Below are 22699 nucleotides of genomic sequence, written 5' to 3' on the forward strand. Positions count from 1 at the left end.
TCAAAAACTATTCATATACCCTTAATATAGAACCGTCGAGTTCTGTATTAAATATTTTTAATGGGTTACTTGTAGTACTCAAATTGAGAGATGTTCCATCCTGAGCAAATCTTGATTGATGGGTCGAACAATGAAATACACCTCCATCTTCTGTGATAAACCTTATTTCCTCAGTTCCTTGATGACTACAAATTTTACTGGCTGCAATAAGATTTCCTTCTAGGTTTCTAGCTATAACAACATCCAAATATTTAAGATTTTGAGAAGACTTAACTGATATAAACCCTCCATTATCATCCAATGGGGCCGCTTCTTGAGAATTTAAATCTATAGTAAAATCGATTCCTTGAGATACTGGAAAAGTTTCCAACTCTCCATCCTTGGAACATCCTTGTAAACAGGGAAATGTAAGAGCAAAGGCTGCACCTGCTCCCAAACTTCTTAAGAACTCTTTTCTTTCCATAGCGTGAGGTTTATAAATAAGAACGCTATTTCCGAGTAAATCGTATGCTAATATTCAAACTTACCATACTGGCTCTGAATGGTCAATTTCTTCGTTTCTGCAGCTTCCACACGACCTATGATTTGGGCGTCCACGTCAAAACTATTGGAAATAGCCATGATTTCCTCTGCAACCTCCTCATTCACATATAATTCCATACGGTGTCCACAATTAAAAACTTGATACATTTCTTTCCAATCGGTACCGGATTGTTCTTGAATCAATTTGAACAAAGGCGGAATTGAAAACAAATTATTTTTAATGATATGCAGGTTTTCCACAAAATGAAGAATCTTGGTCTGTGCTCCCCCACTGCAATGCACCATACCGTGTATGTCTTTGGAAGTATATTGTTCCAATACTTTTTTAATGATGGGAGCGTATGTCCTTGTTGGAGAAAGCACTAATTTACCTGCATCAAGGGGTGAATCGGGCACTTGATCAGTTAATTTTATATTTCCAGAATATACCAATTCTTCTGGAACCGATGCATCAAAACTGTCGGGATATTTTTCCGCTAGGTACTTGGAGAATACATCGTGTCTGGCAGAGGTTAATCCATTACTCCCCATTCCACCATTATATTCTGTTTCGTAACTCGCTTTTCCAAAGGAAGCCAACCCAACAATCACATCCCCTGCTTGGATATTGGCATTGTCGATCACCTTTTTTCGCTCCATTCGAGCGGTTACCGTGGAATCAACGATAATGGTACGGACCAAATCGCCAACATCTGCGGTCTCACCTCCTGTGGAACGAATAGTGATACCATGTTTGTCCAAATCGGAAATGAGTTCTTCTGTACCATTTATAATGGCCGAGATCACCTCACCCGGAATCAGGTTTTTGTTACGCCCGATGGTTGATGAGAGCATGATGTTATCGGTAGCACCTACACAAATTAAATCGTCCACGTTCATAATAAGTGCATCTTGGGCAATACCTTTCCAAACCGAAATATCTCCCGTTTCTTTCCAGTACATGTATGCCAAAGAGGATTTGGTTCCTGCACCGTCGGCATGCATTACCAAACAATGGTCTTTACTACCTGTTAAATAATCGGGAACAATTTTACAGAACGCTTGGGGAAACAATCCTTTATCAATATTCTTGATGGCGTTGTGCACATCTTCTTTGGAGGCCGAAACACCTCGTTGGGCATATCTTTTACTGGTATCCGATGACATATGAATGGTTTGGGCAAAAATAACGGAAAGGCTTCAATTTATTGATACGCTTTCCGTCTTTTCGTTGATGGTATATTTTCTATTTGGAAAACAACATTTCGCGGTATTTGGTAAACGGCCAAAATTCATCGGCAATCAATTTCTCCAATTTATCGGAATGTTCCCGGATCTTTTCAAAATAAGGTCTTACATTATTGCAATAAGCCTGAGCCTTTTTATCTACGACGGACATACCATTGGCTCGTTTGCGAGCATCTGCCATTTCATCGGTTAGCTTTTTAATCTCTACAATGTGCTCCCCAATTTGCTCCAAGATATTTAATTGGCTTTCTGCTACTTTTTTATGGGCAGCTCCATACACCTCTTTTAACCCATGAATATTTTCCAATAGCACATTTTGATATTTTACTGCAGCAGGAATAATATGGTTGTACACCATTTCTCCCAGCACACGTCCTTCTATCTGAATATGGAATATGTAGGCTCCCAATTCTACTTCTTTATGTGCTTTAAGTTCCACTTCGCTCATCACATCCATCTGTTTGAAAAGTTCAAAACTCTCTTTTGATGTGATTACCTGTAGTGCTTCGGGGGTATTTTTATTGTAGCTAAGTTTTCTTCTTCGGGCTTCTTCCTGCCATTCAACACCGTAGCCATCTCCTTCGAAACGGATGCGCTTTGACGTTTTGATATATTCCCTCAATACATTGAAAACTGCTTCGTCCTTTTTCAGCTTTTTCTTATCGATCAAGGCATCGACTTCTTTTTTAAAATCGGTAAGCTGCTTTGCCATTATTGTATTGAGCATGGTCATTGGCTTGGCACAATTCGTCTTGGCCCCAACTCCTCTCATCTCAAACTTATTTCCAGTGAACGCAAAGGGCGATGTCCGGTTCCTATCCGTATTGTCCAATAGTATTTCAGGAATTTTACCGACTACATTTAATTTGAGTTCGGTTTTTTCCTGTGGTGACAACTTCCCTTTAGAAACACCCTCCAATTCGTCCAGTACATCACTTAATTGCTTCCCGATAAAAATGGATATAATAGGTGGGGGAGCTTCATTGGCACCCAATCTATGATCATTACTTGCCGAGGTAATGGAAGCTCTTAACAATTCCTCATACGTATCCACCGCTTTGATGGTATTTACGAAGAATGTGAGAAACTGGAGATTCTTCATGGGCGTAGTGCCCGGGCTTAGCAGATTCACGCCTGTATCGGTACTCAGCGACCAATTATTATGTTTCCCTGATCCGTTGACACCGGCAAATGGCTTTTCGTGGAAGAGTACCGAAAATTTATATTTGTCGGCAGTTTCCTCCATTACATCCATCAACAATAAATTGTGGTCAACGGAGAGGTTGGCTTCTTCAAAAACCGGCGCAAGCTCAAATTGGTTCGGGGCCACTTCATTATGTCGTGTTTTTACTGGAATTCCCAGTTTGGTGCATTCTTTTTCAAGTTCGCTCATAAAGCCTAGGACCCTTGCCGGTATCACACCAAAATAGTGATCGTCCAATTGCTGTCCCTTGGCAGAAAAATTCCCTACCAAAGTCCGACCTGTAACGGAAAGATCTAATCGGGAATTAACCAATGATTTATCGATTAAAAAATACTCCTGCTCCCAGCCCAGCGTTGCATGAACCTTTTTTACATTTTTATCAAAATATTGGGCTACGGATGTTGCTGCTTGATCTACGGCTTGCAATGCTCTCAACAAAGGAGCTTTATTATCCAGGGCTTCCCCTGTGTAGGCAACGAATATAGTAGGTATACAGAGTGTTGTTTTGTAGATAAAAGCTGGAGAAGTTGGATCCCAAGCCGTATATCCCCTAGCCTCAAAAGTGTTTCTTATTCCGCCGCTGGGAAAACTGGATGCATCGGGTTCCTGTTGAACCAACTGGGCCCCTCCAAATTTTTCCATGGCTTTACCATTGGGAAGAATATCAAAAAATGCATCATGCTTTTCGGCAGTGGCCCCGGTCAAAGGTTGAAACCAATGTGTATAATGTGTAGCCCCCATGGAAAGTGCCCATGCCTTCATCCCTTCGGCCACTTGATCGGCTATTTTACGATCTATTTTTGTTCCTTGAAAAATAGCTGATTTTACTTTATCATATGCTTCTGCTGTCAAGAATTGAAGCATTTTATCTTCATTGAAAACATTTTTCCCGAACAGTTCGGACCTCTTCCCTGTTTCATCGATATTGGCATGCACCCTGTTTCGGCTCTCGGCCAATGCTTGAAATCTTGTCTTCGGCATATTCAATTATTTTTAATTTTCAAATCTACAATTAAGAATTTAATAATAAATACCACAAAAAATACTTTTTTTTCAGTCAACCCATATAAAAATAGGGGTAATATAAATAATAAAGTCAAAATTGTGATTTTAACCCCATAAAACATTGATAGTTAAATGAAAAAACTATTTTTGCTCATCATAAAATTGAGAACGATTAACTACCGGAATTATGAGCAAATCTAAATTAGAGTATTTATGGTTGGATGGTTACGAGCCAACGGCCAACATTAGAAGTAAGACTAGAGTAGAAGAAGATTTTAGTGGTAAACTGGAAGATTGTCCGATGTGGTCTTTCGATGGTTCATCTACCAAACAAGCCGAAGGTGGGTCGTCTGACTGCTTATTAAAGCCTGTTGCCATTTATCCTGATCCTGCAAGAAGAGATGGTTATTTGGTAATGACCGAAGTTTTAAATGCTGATGGAACCACCCATTTAAGCAACTCCAGAGCTACAATTGATGATGAAGATGATGATTTCTGGTTTGGATTTGAGCAGGAATATTTTATTATGGATACTATGACAGGACTACCATTAGGATTCCCTGTTGGTGGTTATCCTGGTCCTCAAGGTCTTTATTATTGTTCCGTTGGTGGAAGAAACACTTGGGGAAGAGACCTTGTTGAGGAGCACGCTGACCTATGTTTAGATGCAGGACTTAATTTTGAAGGTATCAATCAAGAAGTTGCTGCCGGACAATGGGAGTTCCAATTGTTCGCCAAAGGAGCTAAAAAAGCTGGCGATGAAATCTGGGTTGCACGTTACTTGCTACAAAGATTGACTGAGAGTTACGGTTACTACATTGAGTACCATCCAAAACCTGTTAAGGGAGATTGGAACGGTTCTGGAATGCATGCCAACTTTTCCAATACCTTGTTGAGAACTTGTGGATCCAAAGAAACTTATGAAAAAGTATGTGAGGCTTTCCGCCCAGTAACCAATGAGCATATCGACGTTTACGGTGAGTACAATGATGAACGATTGACAGGTCTGCATGAAACTGCTTCGATTTCAGATTTCAGTTACGGTATTTCCGATAGAGGTGCTTCCATTAGAATTCCGATCATGACCGTTGAAAAAGGTTGGAAAGGTTGGTTGGAAGACAGAAGACCGGCTTCCAATGCTGATCCTTACCAAGTTGCGGCTAGAATCATTAAAACGGTAAAATCTGCCGACGTTTAGAATAGGAATATATTAGTTGTTGATTATATAATAAAACCGTCCCTCTCAAAGGGGGCGGTTTTTATTTTATGGTCATATAGATAAAAATACCATAAAAGGCTAGAAGCACCAATCCATCTCTCCAACCTAAACGTAATCCTTTTGGAAAAAACACCAACGGAAAAATCAAGAACGAAATACCCAGCATCCAAAAAATATCACTGGATAATAATCCATCATCCATAACTGTAATTGGTGTAATTATAGAAGTTATTCCCAATACAGCCAACAAATTAAAAATGTTGGAACCAATCAAGTTTCCAAGAGAAATCGCTTTTTCCTTTTTAATCACAGCAATCACAGAAGCTGCCAATTCTGGCACACTTGTTCCTACGGACACAATGGTTATAGCAATAATTCGGTCACTTACTCCGAATGAGGACGCAAGCCCTACCGCTCCATTAATAAGCAACTCAGACCCTCCCCAAAGAGCAATGCCGCCAAGTCCCAAGAAGAGGACAATTTTATATAAGGGCAAAGGAATATCATCCTCCGGCATTTCGTCCACAACGGCTGTTTTTTGGAACCTAAGCAGGTAGACCAAAAACACAAATAGGAATGAAACTAGAATAATTCCCTCATATCGCTGTAGCTCTCCATCAAAGTAAATAAAACCAAAGAACATTAATGAGGCTACAATCATTACAGGCCAGTCCGTGGTATAAAAGCTTTTCCTCACCTTTATACTGCCCATAATTACGGTAATGGCCAGAACCAATCCCAAATTGGCAATATTTGAGCCTACCACATTACCTAAGGACAGGTCCGGAAAACCATCCAATGCAGCTTTAATGCTCACTATAAGTTCTGGAGCCGAGGTAGCAAAAGAAACGACCGTCATACCAATAACAATTTTAGGTATGAACAATCGCAAGGATAATGCAACCGCAGACTTTAACAACCAATTACCTCCTGCAATTAGCAGAACAAGACCCAAAACAATAAAAAGTAGATTTCCCAAATAGATAGTTTTCTTCACAAAGATAATGGAAGATTTATTCACTAAAGAACGTTAATCTAAAAAATAAAACTACAGTTTTAGTTTGCTAACTAATTTTATAGTAGCACAACTATAAAATTAGTGTTATGTTTGGAAAACTATTATTATAATATGCAAAAACTGACCAACAGAGAAGAGGAAGTCATGAAAATCCTCTGGGAGCTAAAAATAGCTTTTGTAAAAGAGATACTTGAGAGAATAGAGGGCAAAAAGCCCCATTATAACACACTTTCCACAATTGTAAGAAACCTTCAGGAAAAGGGGTTTGTAGATTATAAGTCGTTCGGAAACACCTATCGTTACTTTCCTGTGGTAAGCAAAGAACAATATCGAAAAAAATATGTGAACGCCGCCATTGAATACTATTATAAGAACTCTTTTAAAAATTTAGTTTCCCATTATGCCCATAAAGGCAAAATTTCCATTACCGAACTAAAAGAGATTATTGACCAAATTAAAAATAAAAACTAACCGACCCTTTCCGAGATAGTCTTCCTCCATTTTTCAAACAATTCTTAGCACTGCTTTATGTAGGTGTTCTTATTTACAAATCCCAACGAGAACATCAAAAATCGTTTATTTTTAAACGAAACCTCCCTTGGTTCAGAAAAATTAGTTCAAAATAGCCCTACAATCCTAACATTTTATTAGTGAACACTTATCGAACATAACAAATCATTAATTTTTACAAGGCATACCCTTACAATTGCAGATGCTATTCATTTAAAAAGATACAATCTCGTATTCAATACTATAGATTTTAACCTAATTACTTGGAAACATGACTTTTATCATTATATATTCGAAAAACATGATAATGAAATCATTGTTTTATTAAACTTAAACCAATCAAAAAATGATCGCAATCGTAAAATTTTTCATCACACTCTTAGTACAACTCTTAACCCTTATTTTCCTATAAAATACCCATTAATCCTTGTAGTGTTAACATTCAGCAGTTAATAGCTTTAGCTATATTTGCTATAATTAATACAATGCTATGTTTTTCAAGGTTTTGGCAAAAATCAATAAAGTTCTGCTTCCGTCCTATACCAAGAAAGGTTTGGACCTAGCCAAAGCATCTAAGTTCCAACTAGCTATAATTGGATGGAGATACTTTGTTACTAAAAATTCACTGGATTAATACTGAAGCAGGACTTTTTTAGGGTAGTCTTTCAATATTTCTGCACCTTTCAAAAATGTTAGTTCAATTAAAAAGTTGCACTGAACTACTTCCCCACCTAGTTTTTCAACCAATTTACAAACCGCTTGAGCCGTGCCTCCAGTAGCCAAAACATCATCGTGCACCAAGACTTTATCGCCTTTTTCTATGGCATCTGAGTGTATTTCCAAGGTTTCTGTACCGTATTCCAAATTATAAGATTCTGAAATCGTGTGATATGGGAGTTTGCCGGATTTACGAACTGTTACGAAACCTGCTCCCAATTTTTCTGCCAGCATTGGCGCAAAAATAAATCCGCGGCTATCCACCCCCACAACTTTATCAATCTGCATATTAGCGGTAAAATCCAATAATGCTTCACTTGCTTTTTGTAAAGCAATAGGATCTTTTAACAATGGTGTTATATCCTTAAAAACCACCCCTGGTTTAGGGAAGTCCTCAATATCACGAATGTAAGGTGCAAAATCCATTATTTTTGTATGCTAGGTTTTGCGGTAAAGGTAAAAAGAAATATATTTGCAGCCCTTAAATAAGGCCGCGTGGCGCAACTGAATAGCGCATCTGATTACGGCTCAGAAGGTTGCAGGTTTGAATCCTGCCGCGGTCACTAGGTTGTCTAACCAAAATTACGAAAACCTTGCAGTCATTTTATTCTGCAAGGTTTTTTTTGTTTTCGAATGAACGCGAGCGAAAATTATGGTTATGTTACTGGATTTATAGTTTAACTAGGATTAAGGTCGATTTAAAAGTCTGTAATTAGGTTAACAGATTTGGTAAGAATCTTGAAAAGATTACCGATGATATCACTATGCACCACGCATCCTCAATCAAAAATTTTGTTATAATTTTATAAATTATTATAATCAAATCATACTAAAATAACCCCAGTGAAAATAGCGATAATAGGTTTTGGAAATATTGGTAAATATCTAGCGAAATGGATTATTGATGAGTCTTGTTTCGAATTGAAATATGTAGTTGTTAGAAAAGAAATTGATAAAGAGGCTATTGATTTTAAAAACCAACCTACACAATTTATAACAGAAATTACTTCAGATATCATTGAGGATGTTGATATCATTATTGAATGTGCAAACAAAGATGTCGTATCTCAACTATTGAAATTTAAGGAAATAGACCGAACTGGAATGAAGTTAATTGTTATTAGTACCGGCGGTCTTTATCAAAACAAAGCCGTTTTGAACACCTTTAAAAAATGTGAAGTGATCATTCCCGTAGGAGCTATTGCCGGACTGGACGCAATAAAGGCTGTGAATGATGAAATTACTTCGATTACTCTAAAGACGACCAAACATCCTAAAGGTTTAGATGGGGCACCGTTTTTTGATAATTCAATAATTGATCTATCATCGATCAAATCGCCTCAGACTATTTGGGAAGGTGATGTAAGTGAGGCTGTAAATTTATTTCCCAAAAATATTAATGTTGCTGCAAGTATCTATTTTGCATCGAAATGTGATAATTTAACAATTAAAATAGTTGCAGACCCCAACGCCACCAGTAATATGCATGAGATAACTTGTGAAGGCGGTTTCGGTAAAATTTATACACGTACCGAGAACAAACCAAGTCCAAATAATCCGAAGACAAGTTTTTTAGCAGTTAAAAGTGTAGTTAGCATACTTAGAAATATGAATTCCACTATTAAAATTAACTAAACATTTAATTATCTGTATTATATATAGTTAGATGCCCACGATTCAATATTACGGTTATCCTAGAGGGTTTGATTGGGCGGACATAGTACCGAGTCAGTTCAAAGTAAACTATCCTATATGATTATTCGTCTAATAGGGATACCCTCTATGAATTACAGTAAGTTTTGAATGGGGCAAAAATAATAAGTCTAGTGACGTTGATAAAAAGATTCTGTTCCTTCTTGCCCCAGATATAATTGAATAATTTTAGTAGGAATTAGCAATTATCTGTTCGTAAAGCTCCTGTTTTCCACTCAGCTGTGCTGGTTCCCCTATTTCTTTAGCTATCTTACTCAAATCTTCCAGGAAGAGCTCTCCTTTTTCAAATTTCTTGCCATTATCAGCATCATAAGAAGCATATCGACTTTTTCTCATTTGAATATAATCTGAATTTTCAAGGATTTCATTTGCACAAATCAATCCCCTCGCAAAAACATCCATCCCAGAAATATGGGCAATAAATTTATCTTCCAAATCAGTAGAGTTTCTTCTAACCTTCGCATCAAAATTAATTCCTCCCCCCTGGATTCCACCACCCTGTAGGATTATTAGCATTGCTTGGGTTATTTCATAAAGATTAATGGGGAATTGGTCAGTATCCCAACCATTCTGATAATCACCACGGTTTGCATCGATACTACCCAACATTCCGGCATCAATGGCAACCTGCAATTCATGTTGAAATGTATGTCCTGCCAAAGTCGCATGGTTCACTTCAAGATTTAGTTTAAAATCGTCTTGCAGTCCGTATTTTTCAATAAAAGCCAAGGATGTAGCCGCATCGTAATCATACTGATGTTTCATGGGTTCCATTGGTTTTGGCTCAATAAGAAAAGTTCCTTCAAAACCCTGTTTTCTAGCATAGTCTTTACACATATGTAAAAAACGGGCCAAATGCTCTTGCTCTCTTTTCATATCGGTATTTAGAAGACTCATATAGCCTTCCCGACCGCCCCAGAAAACATAATTTTCACCACCTAAAGCCATTGTAGCATCCAATGCTATTTTTGCTTGACCACCAGCATAGGCCAACACTTCAAAATTTGGGTTCGTGGCCGCCCCGTTCATATATCTTTTATTGCTAAAAAGATTGGAAGTTCCCCACAATAATTTGATCCCGCTCTCTTGTTGTTTTTCCTTGGCGTATTCCACCATGGTCTGAATGCGCTTTTCAAACGCTCCTAAAGTTGGAGCTTCATCCACCACATCTACATCATGAAAACAATAATATGGTATTCCAAGTTTGGACATAAATTCAAAAGCAGCATCCATTTTAGCTTTCGCTCTCTGGATTGGGTCTTCGCTTTCATCCCAGACAAATGTTTCCGTTCCAGGTCCGAACGGGTCCGCTCCGGTATTATTAAACGTATGCCAGTAGGCAGTTGCAAAACGCAAATGTTCCTTCAGGCTTTTCCCTGCCACAACCCTATTTTCATCATACCATTTAAAGGCTAAAGGATTTTTACTATCCTTATCTTCAAATTCTACCTTTTGTATATTCTTAAAATATTTATTTTCCGATTTCATGACTAGCTTTCTTCTATTTTGATATGTTGTTTCCAGTTTTCGTAGATTTCTTTGTATACTAAAGTGAGTTCCTTGGTAGGTTCAATGGTTTCGATACATTTAAGTCCTCCAAAAGCATCTTTAATTTGATCATAAAACCCATATCCATAGGCAGCTCCCCTAGCTGCTCCTTCAGCACCCGAAGTATTGTACAGTTCCAATGTGCTACCGGTAGTGTTACAAAATATTTCTCTAAATACGGGGCTTAGGAACAGGTTTGCATTACCGGCTCTTACCACATCGCCAGATGCGCCCAGAGACTTCATAACATCAAAACCATAATTCATCGCAAAAACGATACCTTCACAGGCCGACCTTATTACATGTGCCGGTTGATGGACATTGAAATTAAGGTTTTCTATGCCTGAGTTTGCTTTTTTATTATTAAAGATTCGTTCCACTCCATTCCCAAAAGGAAAAAATAACAGATCTTCACTTCCGGGTTTTACTTTGGCTGCCTGCGCATTCAGCAACTCATAAGAAATCGGTTCTTTATTTCCTACTGAAATAAGTTTCCGAAGCCATTGATAAAGAATTCCTGAGCCATTAACACAAAGCATCAATCCATTTCTTTTTTGTTCTATGGTATTGTTTATGTGCAAAAAGGTATTGATGCGACTTTTGGTATCATAAATATCCTGATCACTTACCGAATATACCACTGCGGAAGTTCCAGCTGTTGTAGCAATTTCACCGGGATTTAATACATTTAATGAAAAGGCATTGTTGGGTTGATCGCCAGCGCGATACGTTATCAGAGTTTCGTGATGCAATCCCAGTTCATCAGCAATTGTGGAATCAATTTTTGCTTGATGTCCAAAATTTCCAACGATATCCGGAATCATTTCTTTGGAAAGCCCCATTGTTTCAAGGACTTCGCTGGCAAGTTCTCCTTTTGGAAAGTCCCAAAGAGCAGCTTCTGACAAGCCCGAAGTGGTTGTTTGTGCAACTCCTGAAAGTTTGGCAGCTATAAAATCCCCTGGAAGCATCATGTACTTTGCTTGCGCATATATTTGAGGCTCATTTGTTTTAACCCACTTTAGTTTTGAAGCGGTGAAATTACCAGGACTTCCGAGAATTTGTTGCTGGCAGTTTTCCGCCCCAAGTAATTTGTACGCTGCGTTGCCTATTTCAACTGCCCTACTATCACACCATATGATGGAAGGCCTAATAGCATTAAGTTTTGCATCTGTAAGTACAAGACCGTGCATTTGATAAGCAATGCCTATTGCTTTGATTTTCTTAAGGTCCAGATGGTGTTTTTTGGATATTAATCCAATACCCTCTTTGACATATTTCCACCATTTTTCAGGATCCTGTTCCGCCCAGCCAAATTTTGGCGCGCTTATTTCCATTTCAGATTTGGGAAGCATTTGTGAGCATTTCACCTCTCCTTTTTCTGCATCAAAAACCGAAAGTTTTACTGAAGAACTTCCTAAATCAATCCCTAAGAAATACATACTTCTACCAATATTGTTATAATCTATCTTTCGAACTCCATAATAATTCCATTTCCTCCAATGTTTTCTCCTTGGTTTCAGGAACGAATTTCCAAATGAAAATTCCAGAAATAATTGCCATTATCCCATATATCCAATAGGTAAACCCATGATTAAAAGTTGCTACCAGGCTTTCATTGTTGTTCATCATAGGAAAGGTCCATGACACCGCTAGGTTGGCAAGCCATTGAACGGCTACAGCTACAGCCATCACGCCTTTTATTTTATTTGGAAATATTTCGGATAACAAAACCCAGGTCACAGGTCCCCAAGACATTGCAAACGCTGCTATATAAAGTAACATTAACAAGAGGGCCAGCAATCCAGTTACTTGAAAGTAAAAAGTGAATCCAAGACCAATCATGCTAATGGCTAAAAAGGCACTTCCAATCATCATCAATTTTTTTCTCCCAAAATTATCCACCGTAAGGATGGCTAGCACCGTAAAAATCATATTTATAGCCCCTACAATTATCGTTTGCAACAAAGAGGCATCTGTTTCCATTCCCATGCCTTTAAAAATCTCTGGAGCATAGTAAAGCACTACATTGATTCCAACAAATTGTTGAAAAACAGAAAGTAATATTCCTATGATTACAATGGTCCAACCAAAAGAAAGCCAATTTGCCCCGGTTTTGCTGAATGACGCTTTAATTTCCTGCAAAATTTGACCTGCTTTTACTGGGCCATTCATTTTTGTCAATACTTTTATAGCATCGCTTTCATTTCCTTTCATGGTTTGATATCGTGGCGTTTTGGGAACCAAAAACAAAAAAAGCAGAAATAATACGGCGGGTATCCCTTCAGAAAGAAACATATATCGCCATCCTTCAGTGTTTATCCAATCTTCTGTTTTGCCGCTGACAATAAAATAATTCACAAAATATACGGCTAGCATTCCCGAAACAATGGCTAACTGATTACAAGAAACCAACTTCCCCCGAATGTGTGCAGGTGCCATTTCGGCGATATAAAGAGGTGCCAACATGCTTGCAAGTCCTACTCCTATACCACCAATTATTCTGTAGATTATAAAAGAGGTCAGTGTATTGGCTTGAAAAATATTCAACGGCTCAGGATATGCAGAACCACAGGCAGAAAGTAAAAACAAGATAGCGGCAAGAATTAAACCATTCCTTCTTCCTATCGAATTGGCAGCTTTATCTCCCATAGCAGCCCCAATTATACATCCAACCAAGGCACTACTGATCATAAAGCCGAGGATAGAATTACGTAAATTTTCTGTTAGAACTCCCGGTAACGACAAAAACTGAAAATAATAGATTGCGCCACCAAGCACTAATATAATTCCAATGATTGCATAGGCTTTTGACTTTCTAAAGAATTTAAGAATAAATGAACTAAACAAAATCCCTACTCCCAGAATACATAAACTGATGATTAGTTTAAACTGAAAAATGGTACTTACGGCAATAGCATCATTATTTATCAAAGAAGTAATAAAATAGTTTTCAAGCGCACCGACCGCACCAGAAATAACTGCCGTATCATAACCGAAGAGCAAACCTCCCAAACTGGCAACCGCGGTCACCATATAAACGGTGTTTTGACTTATTTTTGTAGTATCCACCTTATCACAACAACTTATAGTTAATATGACTACAAGTTTAACCAATAATTTCTATTTTAGCAATAAATCAAAGTTTTTATTACTTTATAAGCAAAATAACTCGATTAAAAATAAGAACCCATCACTAAAACTATTCAATTAAACTTAACTATGAAAAAAGCCATAATTAATGATGAAACTGGGGAAGTAGAAAACACTTCGGTTATTAGTTCCATTACTATTGATTGTGTGATTTTTGGGTTTCAAAATGCCCATCTGGAAGTTTTATTGATAAAACACGCAGTAGGAATTAGGAAAGGAGAGTGGGGGCTTCCCGGAGGGTGGATAAAAAAAGAAGAGGGAATCGACAAGGCCGCGAACAGGCTTCTGCAAGAACTAACGGGACTTGAAAACATATTTCTTGAGCAATTGAAAGCCTTTGGCAATCCCGATCGTTTTCCCATGGGTCGAATTATTACCATTGGTTATTATGCCTTGATTAATCGAGAAAAATATAATGTAAAAGCAGGATTCACCGCTTCAGAAGCACAATGGTTCAAGGTATCCGACACTCCAAATTTAATCTATGATCACGATGAAATATTACAATATAGCCTTCAGCAATTGCAACGACGCGTTAGACAAGCTCCAATAGGATTCAATTTACTTCCTGAGAAATTTACACTGCTTCAGCTCATGAAACTCTACGAAGCTATTTTAGGTGTTGAAATGGACAAACCCAATTTTAGGCGTAAGTTTTTAAGAATGAAATTGCTGGTAGATTTAAATGAAAAAGAAAAAGATGTGTCCCACAGGGCTGCAAAATTATATAAGTTTGATAATCAAGTGTATAAGCAGTTAACCAAGAAAGGATTTAATTTTGAATTTTAGTACACTTTACTTGTATTATATACATACTTCTAAAGTACCGTGTTGTTCCTTTAAGGTATAAACTTCCTGTATGCTCCGACCCAAATCCTATTCATTTGATTTTAAAAGAGCCTTGGTGGATACAATGGCACAGCCACAACCCATTTCACTTATTGCGCAATACTACCGTACAGACTTAAGGAGAACCTATTAATAATTCAACCAACACTTAAGTATAGCGATAAAATAAGAAACTACTTTTCGTAATTAAAAAATTACAACGTTTTACGTATCCAGGGGTATTTTTAAGTGTATCGGTTTTTTTTAATGCAATCATTTGTACGCTTATACAAGCCAATAAGCCCCAAGACATACTTGAGGCTTATCGAAACAACAATTAATCAGTGATTTAGGATCTATATAATTCCATGGCTTCCTTGACCATGTTCTCCCATTTTTTTGCAAGCTGTAGTTCCCCATTCAGTTGTAAAAAATCATCAGCATTATAAAACTCAAAACTATTTGAGTTGGAACTCGCATTGGAATAGCAAACGAGTTCCAGTTTATTTATGATTTCCTCCTTCCCTTTTTGAGCTGCTACGCTTTGCTTCGCTTCCTTCACTTCGCATTTTCGCAATGTGTTTATGGGTATACACATTTCTATATGCTGTTCCTTTTTTTTCTTGTAGAACAAAACATAGTTTTTAGCACTGGACAAACCAATGACGAATCCAGGACCGAAATCAAAAGTTCCGATATCCGTATTATTAGATTCTGCAATGTTTTTTAAGTTGTCCAAAAGTTCTTTTTGTTTTCTTTTTCTACCTCTTGCCATAAATATAAATGGCAATGCGCAGAGGGCTATAATTAAAAGCCCAATTATAATTGTTCCTAATTCCATTCAATAAATTTTAAAATACGATATGTAACCCTACACGGAATGGTGGGTTATTGTAATTGTGCTTAAGACATTTATAATGTCCGTACTACATCAACAAAAAATTAAAAGAAGAAATGGAAAGGGTAAAGAAGAGCTGCCTTATTTTTATTGATAAGGTCAATTGGCGCTTTTGATGCGCCCATTTGTATATCGCCCACTGTTAAGTGTACATCCCTACTATGACCTACAGCGATGTGATTATCTATGGTAGGGTAATGGCTACTCTCATCGGTATCCGCTGTATAATCAAAATGTGTAGTGGGTACTGTGTGATGAAACGTATTTGTTAAATCATCCAGTTGGTGCCAATGTTGGCTTAATGGCTTATGTAAATCCTGAACAAAATGAAGTGAAGAATACCCCAAAGCCATGGCCCAGGCGTATACCGCCAACACAGCAACAAAAACATATGTTTTTCTTTGGGTTACCAAGTTATCCTCACTCTATACTAAATGAACTGCAAAAATACGTGTTTTGCCAAAATTTGGCCTTAGAACAGATAGGTAAACATACCTACGGAAAAATTAAAAACTGACGTATTAATAAATCAAGGTATTATAATCATTGGCCTGAAGTTGGAGTATTCGAATCGAATATGTTGGTACTGGCTCCAATCCATCGAATAGGTCGTCTGCAGAAACATCTCGCTTTTTCATGGCTACACTACACACACTCACCCGAACCTTGTTTTTATATTTTTGAAAATAGGTCTCCAATTCTGATCCCTTGACCAAATCACTCACTACTTTTCCTTTAACAACGATTTCATAATCGCTTATCTCTACTCCATTTTCCACAAGAAAATCATACATACTAAGGGCGCCTTTAAAATGACGTTCGTCACTGACCCCAATGGCATATTGCCCCTTTTTATTTAAATCATTGACCGTTTCAGCATCTAATTTGGCTTGTCCAAATACACTCTGGTTGCTTAAAGTGATCACAGCAATGAAAATGACCAATGTTTGAAATATTCTCTTCATGGTTTAATTGATTTATTTCTACAAATATTTATGGTTTAAAGATACAACTATTGGCTCTCTTCTTTTATAATAATAGTCTTATAAATTGATATTGGTTTTCCATACGTTGTAAAACCATCCAAAACTATCTCAAATTCTCCTGTAAGATCGGAGGTGTAGAACTCAAATTGAAGTTCATCATCTGCAACTTCAACATGAGGCTCCCAAAACAAAATCCTTCTATAATCGGGTATTCGATTATGTTGCATATTCTCAACGGCATAGCGTTGTTTATAATAATGCTTTGGTGGTAAGGTTTTCTGAATACTCACGTTGATTCCGTTTTCAGGAACATAGCTTTCAAAGAAATCTTCATCTTTTGTTTTAACCGTCAACATGCCTTGGTAATCTTTGCCTGCCATTCTAAACTGATCACGCACTAGACTTATGGACTCTATTTGTCTAGCATCAAAGTCCTTTATGCTTTCATGATCAGGAATGTATACACCATCAACCAAAACAATGGCCGGAAAAGTATTGGCTTCCTCGTCATATGTCTCAAAATCTTGGGCTATACGGATATAATCGGCACCATTTGGATTATTTCTATATCCAGCAAAGTTGAGCAACTCCACCAAAGTTTCTTCAAAGGTTGAAAATCGGGTGAAATCGTCAAGGATTATTGTTTCGGGCATCCCTCCATCAAAAGGATCTATTGGTGTTCCCAAAAGAATAGAATCCGGCTTCACTTGAAAAAATTGATTTTCCAATTGGTTGTGTATACTACGTTGTTTTATTACATCGGAATATGTTGGTTCTAAATAAAACGGATTGAACCTTAGCTCGGATGTATTAAGTTTCGGAATCTCGCCCAAATCAACCTCCATATCCTCTGTGCTTTCAATAGCTTGCATTATCGCCCGACCTTCCTTATAATCCTTTCTTAAGTAAGTATAAAAATTCCCATTGTTATCTGTTGTCGCAAATTTCAACAAAAACTCTTCACCTGGAATAGACACGACCATTTTAATATCTGGAACGGGGTCACCCACTCCATTGGTAACCGTTCCAAACAATAACTCTCCTCGCTGTTCTGGCAGAAAAAGACTATCACCAATAGTTTTGTTTAACACCGTTTTTACATTCAAATACCGATCTGTATAAGAAATGGCGTTTACAGCGGGAAGAACTTTCATTTCTTCTTTCTTTTGGACTTTTAGGGTATAGTTTCCGTAACCCAACTGCGCCTTATAATTTTTTAGACTAAAGTCGACCTTCTCCCTCGTACCAAAAACCTTCTGTTCCATTTTGATTTGCACCACGGAAGAATCGATGGGTGAGCTTATTTCTTCTAATAATACTTTCCTTTCTTCCGAATTATCCGACAACAGTTGTGATTGGTCTACTTGATATGGATTAATGACCACAATATCATCCTGAAAAATTTGTTCTAGCCCATTGTTTTTCATCCATTGGGTGTATCCAAGTAATTTATACCTTCCCGAAGGGACATCCGTATCTATAAAAAAATCACCTTGTGATTTCCCTTTGTTCAACCTTATTTTTTGCTCATCCACATACTCCCCCGATTGATTCACCAATGCCACATAACCAACAAAACTAATGTTGCTTGTACGGTTGTTTTGTGCATTAAAACAATAAAATGCATAGTGTAAATACTCTCCCGTAAACACGATGGGACCGGTATGGTGCACATAAACTTTTTCTTGAGGCAAACTTTTTAGGTTTTGCAACTCATCCGTACTACCTATAACATACTGTCCCCTAGCTGTTAAGGCCAACGCTCCAAGAATGAAAAATAATATCCATTGTTTTTTCATAAGCTATATATTCATTCAACCCAAAAGTCCGGTTCTATATTACTTCCCAAAAGGGTACAGTCTCCACATATCCTTGGCACGAACACATAAGGACCTGGGCAACTGGCCAAAGGAACCAGTCCTTCGTCATATGCTGAATAGTAAGAGATAAGCCCCTGGCTTACCCGTTCTATTACTGACTGTGGGCATTTGCTTCCTCCACTTTCAGGGTTACAATATGATGGGTGGGATTCTGGGGTAGACTGGAAATTACAATTAAATGGAAATGGGGGCAATTCTTCTTCTGGAAAAATATCTTCAAAATTAAAAAATAACCGTTGGTCTGACACTCCCACGGCTTCAACGTAACCCAATACATTCTCACCGGTTCCATCTGTTCTGTGTACATTGGCGTAAATGGCTCCTGGTTGTATCTGTGAGAATATATTGTCCGATTGTGAAAAGCTCTTTAGAGTTTCGAAAAAAGAGTAGGCATCTGCGGACTGCACTTGTTGTTGTACCAAAATACTATATCGTTCCGAAATAATAAAATTGTCCTTGCCAATAAAACGAACCATGTGTTTGGATACATTGCTATTGGGATTTCCTGCCGTACTTAATTGCTCTATACTACTAGAAACAACAGTATTGTAGCATACGCGATTTTGCACCTCTTTTGGTAAGATTTCTAGATTATAGGTAGGAACTGGAACGGCACAGGGGTCATAATCGGACAGTACAAATTCGTCGGCCACCCAATAAGGTGAGACAATTTTATACGTTTCTTCAAACGTATAGCGATAAAACTGTGTGTTGCCTTGAACAGGACTGCTATCTACATAAATGGCTACCCCTTCTTCTCCACTGTCGCTTGTGGCTCTTTCCGCGTACACGTTGGTCAATTGCGACTCTCCTTGCACGCTCAATGGGTCAGATGCATATGTATTTCCATTTTTGGTTTCTATTTCCAAAGTGTACCCAACACCCATTTCCAGGGCAAACTGCTGATTGGAGTGGTATATTCCATCCTCACTTTCAGTGAACTGGTATTCCGTACCGTTATCCCCAACAACACGTACTGTGGCTGCAGTTTCCATATCAACAGAATCAGTAGGTTGGCTACCAAGGGGAATATAAGGGTTATAAATTGTATCTGTTTCAAGATCTAAACGGTTACTACTTCTGCTCAAATATACTTTTTGGGTAATTACCTCATCTGTTAACACAGCTTCTACGACCAATGCAGCCGATTGCTCATCTTCATTGAGTGTTTCTATTTCCAGCTCATCCAAGCATGCTCCCAAGGTTACAAATAACATAAGGCCTAAAATGAATCGATATGTATATTTAAATGGATTCATCAAAATTTGAAGTTATAGGTTATGGATGGAATTGGAATCCCAAAAATGGAACTCTTTAACGCTTTTACCTCTCCATCATCTGTTACAAAAAAGACAGAGTATGGATTATTTCTTCCCAATACATTGTACACCTGAATGGTAATAAAACTATGGGCCAGTTTGTTCTTTTTATGGTTTCCTTCGATATTGATTCCCAAATCCAAACGATAATAATCCGGTATACGGAATTTATTCCTATCGCTAAAGGTTACATAGTCTGCATTGTTGAATCTAAAGGTTCCCACAGGATAGGTGATGGGCCTGCCCGTTTGATATACAAGATTGGCAGAAATACTATAGCGTCTTGTAAACTTATAATTGGCTATCACACTTAGGTCGTGGGGTTTATCAAAGTTGGATGGGAAAAACTCTCCATTGTTGATACGTTCCGCACTGGTGTCGCCATCAAATTTATAAAGTGAACGGGAATAGGTATAACTGAGCCACCCATTAAGGTTGCCCTTATTTTTCTTCAACAAAAACTCAACACCATAGGCTTTACCCTCTCCCTGAAGCACTTCGGTCTCCACATTTTCATTGAGCAACAAATCCGCTCCGGTTTTAAAGTCGAGCACATCATCCATCATTTTATAATATCCCTCCAAACTCAGCTCATACATATTATCATTAAAATTTTTGAAGAGCCCTAAAGTACCTTGATATCCTTTTTGAGGCCTAATGTTCAAATCTGAAAGCTTCCAAGTATCTATCGGCGATACGGTTGTATTGTTGGAAAGTGTATGGATAAATTGATAGGAATTATTGAAACTTGCCTTTACCGAAAAATCGGGGGTAAGCAAATACCTCACAGCAACTCGTGCCTCTGGTCCACCATAGGTTTTTATAAATTCGCCACTGTCATAGCTAATGGTATCTTGTACAGTCGTCCCGCTGCGCGGCGCCCCATCTTGGTAGACGTTCTGGGTAGCACTGCCCATTGCCCCATAAAAAGCATATCGGGCTCCCACATTGAGCAATAGTTTATCCGACACCTTGAACTCATCACCTATAAAAAGAGCACCTTCTAGCGCTTGCTCCCGATCTATAGTAACCGGTGCCACATTGGAATCATTACCCATGGGCTCAATGCTTCCCGGGTCTACAGCATAATATTTTCCAGAAACACCATAGTCTAAAGTATGGGCATCATTTAAACGAGTACGGAGCCTATACCTCAACTCTGATTCGTTTATGGTATAGTCAAGTTCAAAATCACTATTGCCTTCGTCATCATAGTCAATTCCAAAATTATAATTGCTATTGCTTGCTGTGAGCACTCCCGTGCTTTTATTGCCCAACTTATGGGCCCAACGTATAGAACCCAACCTATTACTGTAGTTGTAGAGTGAATCGGTGGTAATACTAAAGTTATCCCTGCTGTAATAAGCAGTCGCCCGTATTTCACTGTTCTCATTGAATCGATGGTGATATTTGACGATACCATCAAAAAACGAAGCTTCGCTATTGTTCAAAGATTCCTCGTCCAACGATCTTAAAATCCAATCGGCATACGCTCCACGAGCTCCAAGAATTAAAGATGAAGTATCCTTTTTGATTGGAAACTCCAATGCTATATTTCCCGTAACAGGACCTATGGATCCCTCGCCTGATATTTTATCCGTAGCCCCGTTTTTGGTTTCAATATCGAGTACGGATGAAAGTCGTCCTCCAAATTCCATTGGCGGCGCACCTTTATAAATATTTACTTTATCCGTGGTAAATGGGTTCAATGCTTGAAAAATCCCAAAAAAATGTGTTGGGTTATAAATAACCGCATCATCCAATAACACCAAATTTTGGTCTGTTTTTCCACCACGTACATTGAGTCCCGTTGCACCCTCCCCCGCCGATGAAATTCCCGGTAAGGCTTTGGCTACTTCCAAAATATTTCGCTCCCCGAGCACTAAAGGTATGTCCTTGGACTCTTCTGAGGTTATTTCCTCACTGCCCGACACAGCTTCCACTACATTACTGACCGCATCGGCCTCTACTACTACTTCCTGTAGCTGCTCCAAACTCTCTTGTAACTGTAGATTTAAACTTCCATCGTTGTACATTATCACTTCTCGCTCAGCATCTTGAACTCCCATGGCACTGGTAAGGATTAGATTGTAACCTGCCGGCAATTCAATTTCATACCCTCCCTGTTCGTTGGTCACTGCAATACGACTACTGCCACGGACTCTAATGGCCAAATCTGGAATTGGACTCCCTGTCTGGGCATTTGTAATTCTTCCAGATAGCAGGTATGTAGATTTTAAATTCTGTTCGTCGGCCTTTCCTATCCTTATCAAGGTAAGTTTTTGTGGTGTTTGAGAGACTTCTTCGGTATAAAATATAGGAGGAGGAATATTTCTTTGTTCTTGGACTACTGCGGTACTCCCAACAGTATCTATTGTTTGATAAAAACTGGAGGGAAGTTCATCGTATATTATTGTGTTTTGCAACAAAAACACTCGTTTTTCTTCTTCAAGTATGTAAAAATTTAATTGGGTGTCGGAAAGAACGGTTTCCAAAATTTCCACAATCGATGCATCTTTAAAATCTTCTTTTATCTCTAAACTTTGAACCGAATCATCAAGGTATAAAAATGAGTAATTGGATTTTCCCTCCAGTTCCTTGAAGAAATCCGTGGCGCTTTTGGTTTTGCCCACGATTGTTATGGAGCTATTTTGTGAAAAAGTAAACTGAACCATGAAAAGTAGTATCAGTAAACTCACCGTGTTTTTAAACAACGTATGTTCCTTGGAGAAGATAGTCAATGGTTAATTGAATTAGCTTACAGCAATATAACCAAAAAAACTAATTCATCACTCATTTATGAAATAACGGACAGAATATCAAACAACTAGGCCCATTTTACACCTAACTCACATACGTTTGGTAATGCACTCCCGAACATACATTGAAAAAATTTTTCACCAAACCGATGGAAAATTTGTATGGTCACAATTA

20 protein-coding genes and 1 tRNA gene are annotated in these 22699 nt (G+C 38.1%); 7 read left to right on the forward strand and 14 right to left on the reverse strand.

Going from position 1 to position 22699, the window contains the following annotated elements; translation table 11 throughout:
* Nucleotides 1-7: 7 nt before the first annotated feature.
* From MWU56_RS06750 to MWU56_RS06760, 3 genes are all read right to left on the reverse strand, one after another.
* Nucleotides 8-463 (reverse strand): ubiquinol-cytochrome c reductase iron-sulfur subunit, encoded by a 456-nt coding sequence (locus tag MWU56_RS06750; RefSeq protein WP_247043197.1) that lies wholly within the window; start codon nt 461-463, stop codon nt 8-10.
* 47 nt (nt 464-510) lie between these two features.
* Complete coding sequence (locus tag MWU56_RS06755; RefSeq protein WP_247043198.1) at nt 511-1689, reverse strand: AIR synthase related protein; 1179 nt, start codon at nt 1687-1689, stop codon at nt 511-513.
* Nucleotides 1690-1768: 79 nt separating this feature from the next.
* Nucleotides 1769-3955 carry a glutamine synthetase III gene (locus MWU56_RS06760; protein ID WP_247043199.1) on the reverse strand — a complete coding sequence of 729 codons (2187 nt, stop codon included), beginning with the start codon at nt 3953-3955 and terminating at the stop codon, nt 1769-1771.
* Nucleotides 3956-4166: 211 nt separating this feature from the next.
* Between MWU56_RS06760 and MWU56_RS06765 the strand changes: the two genes are divergently transcribed.
* The gene (locus tag MWU56_RS06765; RefSeq protein ID WP_247043201.1) at nt 4167-5177 is read left to right on the forward strand and encodes a glutamine synthetase beta-grasp domain-containing protein; all 1011 of its coding nucleotides are present in this window, start codon (nt 4167-4169) and stop codon (nt 5175-5177) included.
* Nucleotides 5178-5238: 61 nt separating this feature from the next.
* Here MWU56_RS06765 and MWU56_RS06770 read toward each other — a convergent pair whose 3' ends face one another.
* A complete protein-coding gene (locus MWU56_RS06770) occupies nt 5239-6177 on the reverse strand; it encodes a calcium/sodium antiporter (protein ID WP_247043716.1) in 939 nt (312 codons plus the stop codon).
* Between the two features lie 150 nt (nt 6178-6327).
* Here MWU56_RS06770 and MWU56_RS06775 point away from each other — a divergent pair, with 150 nt between their 5' ends.
* Together MWU56_RS06775 and MWU56_RS06780 are read left to right on the forward strand one after the other, a co-directional pair.
* Nucleotides 6328-6687, forward strand: a complete 360-nt coding sequence (locus MWU56_RS06775) for a BlaI/MecI/CopY family transcriptional regulator (protein ID WP_247043203.1) — start codon at nt 6328-6330, stop codon at nt 6685-6687.
* A gap of 529 nt (nt 6688-7216) precedes the next feature.
* Complete coding sequence (locus MWU56_RS06780; RefSeq protein WP_247043205.1) at nt 7217-7360, forward strand: SsrA-binding protein; 144 nt, start codon at nt 7217-7219, stop codon at nt 7358-7360.
* On the opposite strand, the gene MWU56_RS06785 is transcribed toward MWU56_RS06780, so the two are convergent.
* Nucleotides 7357-7869, reverse strand: a complete 513-nt coding sequence (locus MWU56_RS06785) for an adenine phosphoribosyltransferase (RefSeq protein WP_247043207.1) — start codon at nt 7867-7869, stop codon at nt 7357-7359. The two genes, MWU56_RS06780 and MWU56_RS06785, sit on opposite strands and share 4 nt — an antisense overlap.
* A gap of 63 nt (nt 7870-7932) precedes the next feature.
* On the opposite strand from MWU56_RS06785, the gene MWU56_RS06790 reads away from it, so the two are divergent.
* Nucleotides 7933-8006, forward strand: a tRNA-Arg gene (locus MWU56_RS06790).
* Nucleotides 8007-8286: 280 nt separating this feature from the next.
* Nucleotides 8287-9078, forward strand: coding sequence for an aspartate dehydrogenase domain-containing protein (locus MWU56_RS16615; RefSeq protein ID WP_247043208.1), 792 nt, complete (start codon nt 8287-8289; stop codon nt 9076-9078).
* Between the two features lie 246 nt (nt 9079-9324).
* On the opposite strand, the gene xylA is transcribed toward MWU56_RS16615, so the two are convergent.
* Genes xylA through xylE form a run of 3 tightly spaced genes read right to left on the reverse strand, consistent with a single transcriptional unit; the run spans nt 9325 to nt 13737 of the window.
* A complete protein-coding gene (gene xylA, locus MWU56_RS06800; RefSeq protein ID WP_247043209.1) occupies nt 9325-10644 on the reverse strand; it encodes a xylose isomerase in 1320 nt (439 codons plus the stop codon).
* Nucleotides 10645-10646: 2 nt separating this feature from the next.
* Nucleotides 10647-12143 carry a xylulokinase gene (locus tag MWU56_RS06805; protein WP_247043210.1) on the reverse strand — a complete coding sequence of 499 codons (1497 nt, stop codon included), beginning with the start codon at nt 12141-12143 and terminating at the stop codon, nt 10647-10649.
* Between the two features lie 16 nt (nt 12144-12159).
* On the reverse strand, nt 12160-13737 hold the full coding sequence (gene xylE, locus MWU56_RS06810; RefSeq protein WP_247043717.1) for a D-xylose transporter XylE: 1578 nt from the start codon (nt 13735-13737) through the stop codon (nt 12160-12162).
* 186 nt (nt 13738-13923) lie between these two features.
* Here xylE and MWU56_RS06815 point away from each other — a divergent pair, with 186 nt between their 5' ends.
* Both MWU56_RS06815 and MWU56_RS16540 read left to right on the forward strand, forming a co-directional pair.
* Nucleotides 13924-14643 carry an NUDIX hydrolase gene (locus MWU56_RS06815; RefSeq protein WP_247043211.1) on the forward strand — a complete coding sequence of 240 codons (720 nt, stop codon included), beginning with the start codon at nt 13924-13926 and terminating at the stop codon, nt 14641-14643.
* Nucleotides 14644-14713: 70 nt separating this feature from the next.
* Nucleotides 14714-14836, forward strand: a complete 123-nt coding sequence (locus tag MWU56_RS16540; RefSeq protein WP_262917780.1) for a hypothetical protein — start codon at nt 14714-14716, stop codon at nt 14834-14836.
* 195 nt (nt 14837-15031) lie between these two features.
* On the opposite strand, the gene MWU56_RS06820 is transcribed toward MWU56_RS16540, so the two are convergent.
* The 6 genes from MWU56_RS06820 to MWU56_RS06845 all read right to left on the reverse strand — a co-directional run bounded on the left by MWU56_RS06820 (nt 15032) and on the right by MWU56_RS06845 (nt 22398).
* Nucleotides 15032-15523, reverse strand: a complete 492-nt coding sequence (locus MWU56_RS06820; RefSeq protein WP_247043212.1) for a hypothetical protein — start codon at nt 15521-15523, stop codon at nt 15032-15034.
* 101 nt (nt 15524-15624) lie between these two features.
* Nucleotides 15625-15993, reverse strand: coding sequence for a hypothetical protein (locus MWU56_RS06825; RefSeq protein ID WP_247043215.1), 369 nt, complete (start codon nt 15991-15993; stop codon nt 15625-15627).
* Nucleotides 15994-16101: 108 nt separating this feature from the next.
* Nucleotides 16102-16545, reverse strand: a complete 444-nt coding sequence (locus tag MWU56_RS06830; protein WP_247043217.1) for a DsrE family protein — start codon at nt 16543-16545, stop codon at nt 16102-16104.
* 47 nt (nt 16546-16592) lie between these two features.
* Nucleotides 16593-18365, reverse strand: a complete 1773-nt coding sequence (locus MWU56_RS06835; protein ID WP_247043219.1) for a hypothetical protein — start codon at nt 18363-18365, stop codon at nt 16593-16595.
* 11 nt (nt 18366-18376) lie between these two features.
* Nucleotides 18377-19705: a DUF4249 domain-containing protein gene (locus MWU56_RS06840; protein ID WP_247043221.1), complete on the reverse strand. Its 1329-nt coding sequence runs from the start codon at nt 19703-19705 to the stop codon at nt 18377-18379.
* Complete coding sequence (locus MWU56_RS06845; protein WP_247043223.1) at nt 19705-22398, reverse strand: TonB-dependent receptor domain-containing protein; 2694 nt, start codon at nt 22396-22398, stop codon at nt 19705-19707. Before MWU56_RS06845 ends, MWU56_RS06840 begins: the two co-directional genes overlap by 1 nt.
* Between the last annotated feature and the right edge of the window lie 301 nt (nt 22399-22699).

It is taken from the genome of Allomuricauda sp. F6463D, from assembly GCF_023015965.1.
GTDB lineage: Bacteria > Bacteroidota > Bacteroidia > Flavobacteriales > Flavobacteriaceae > Flagellimonas.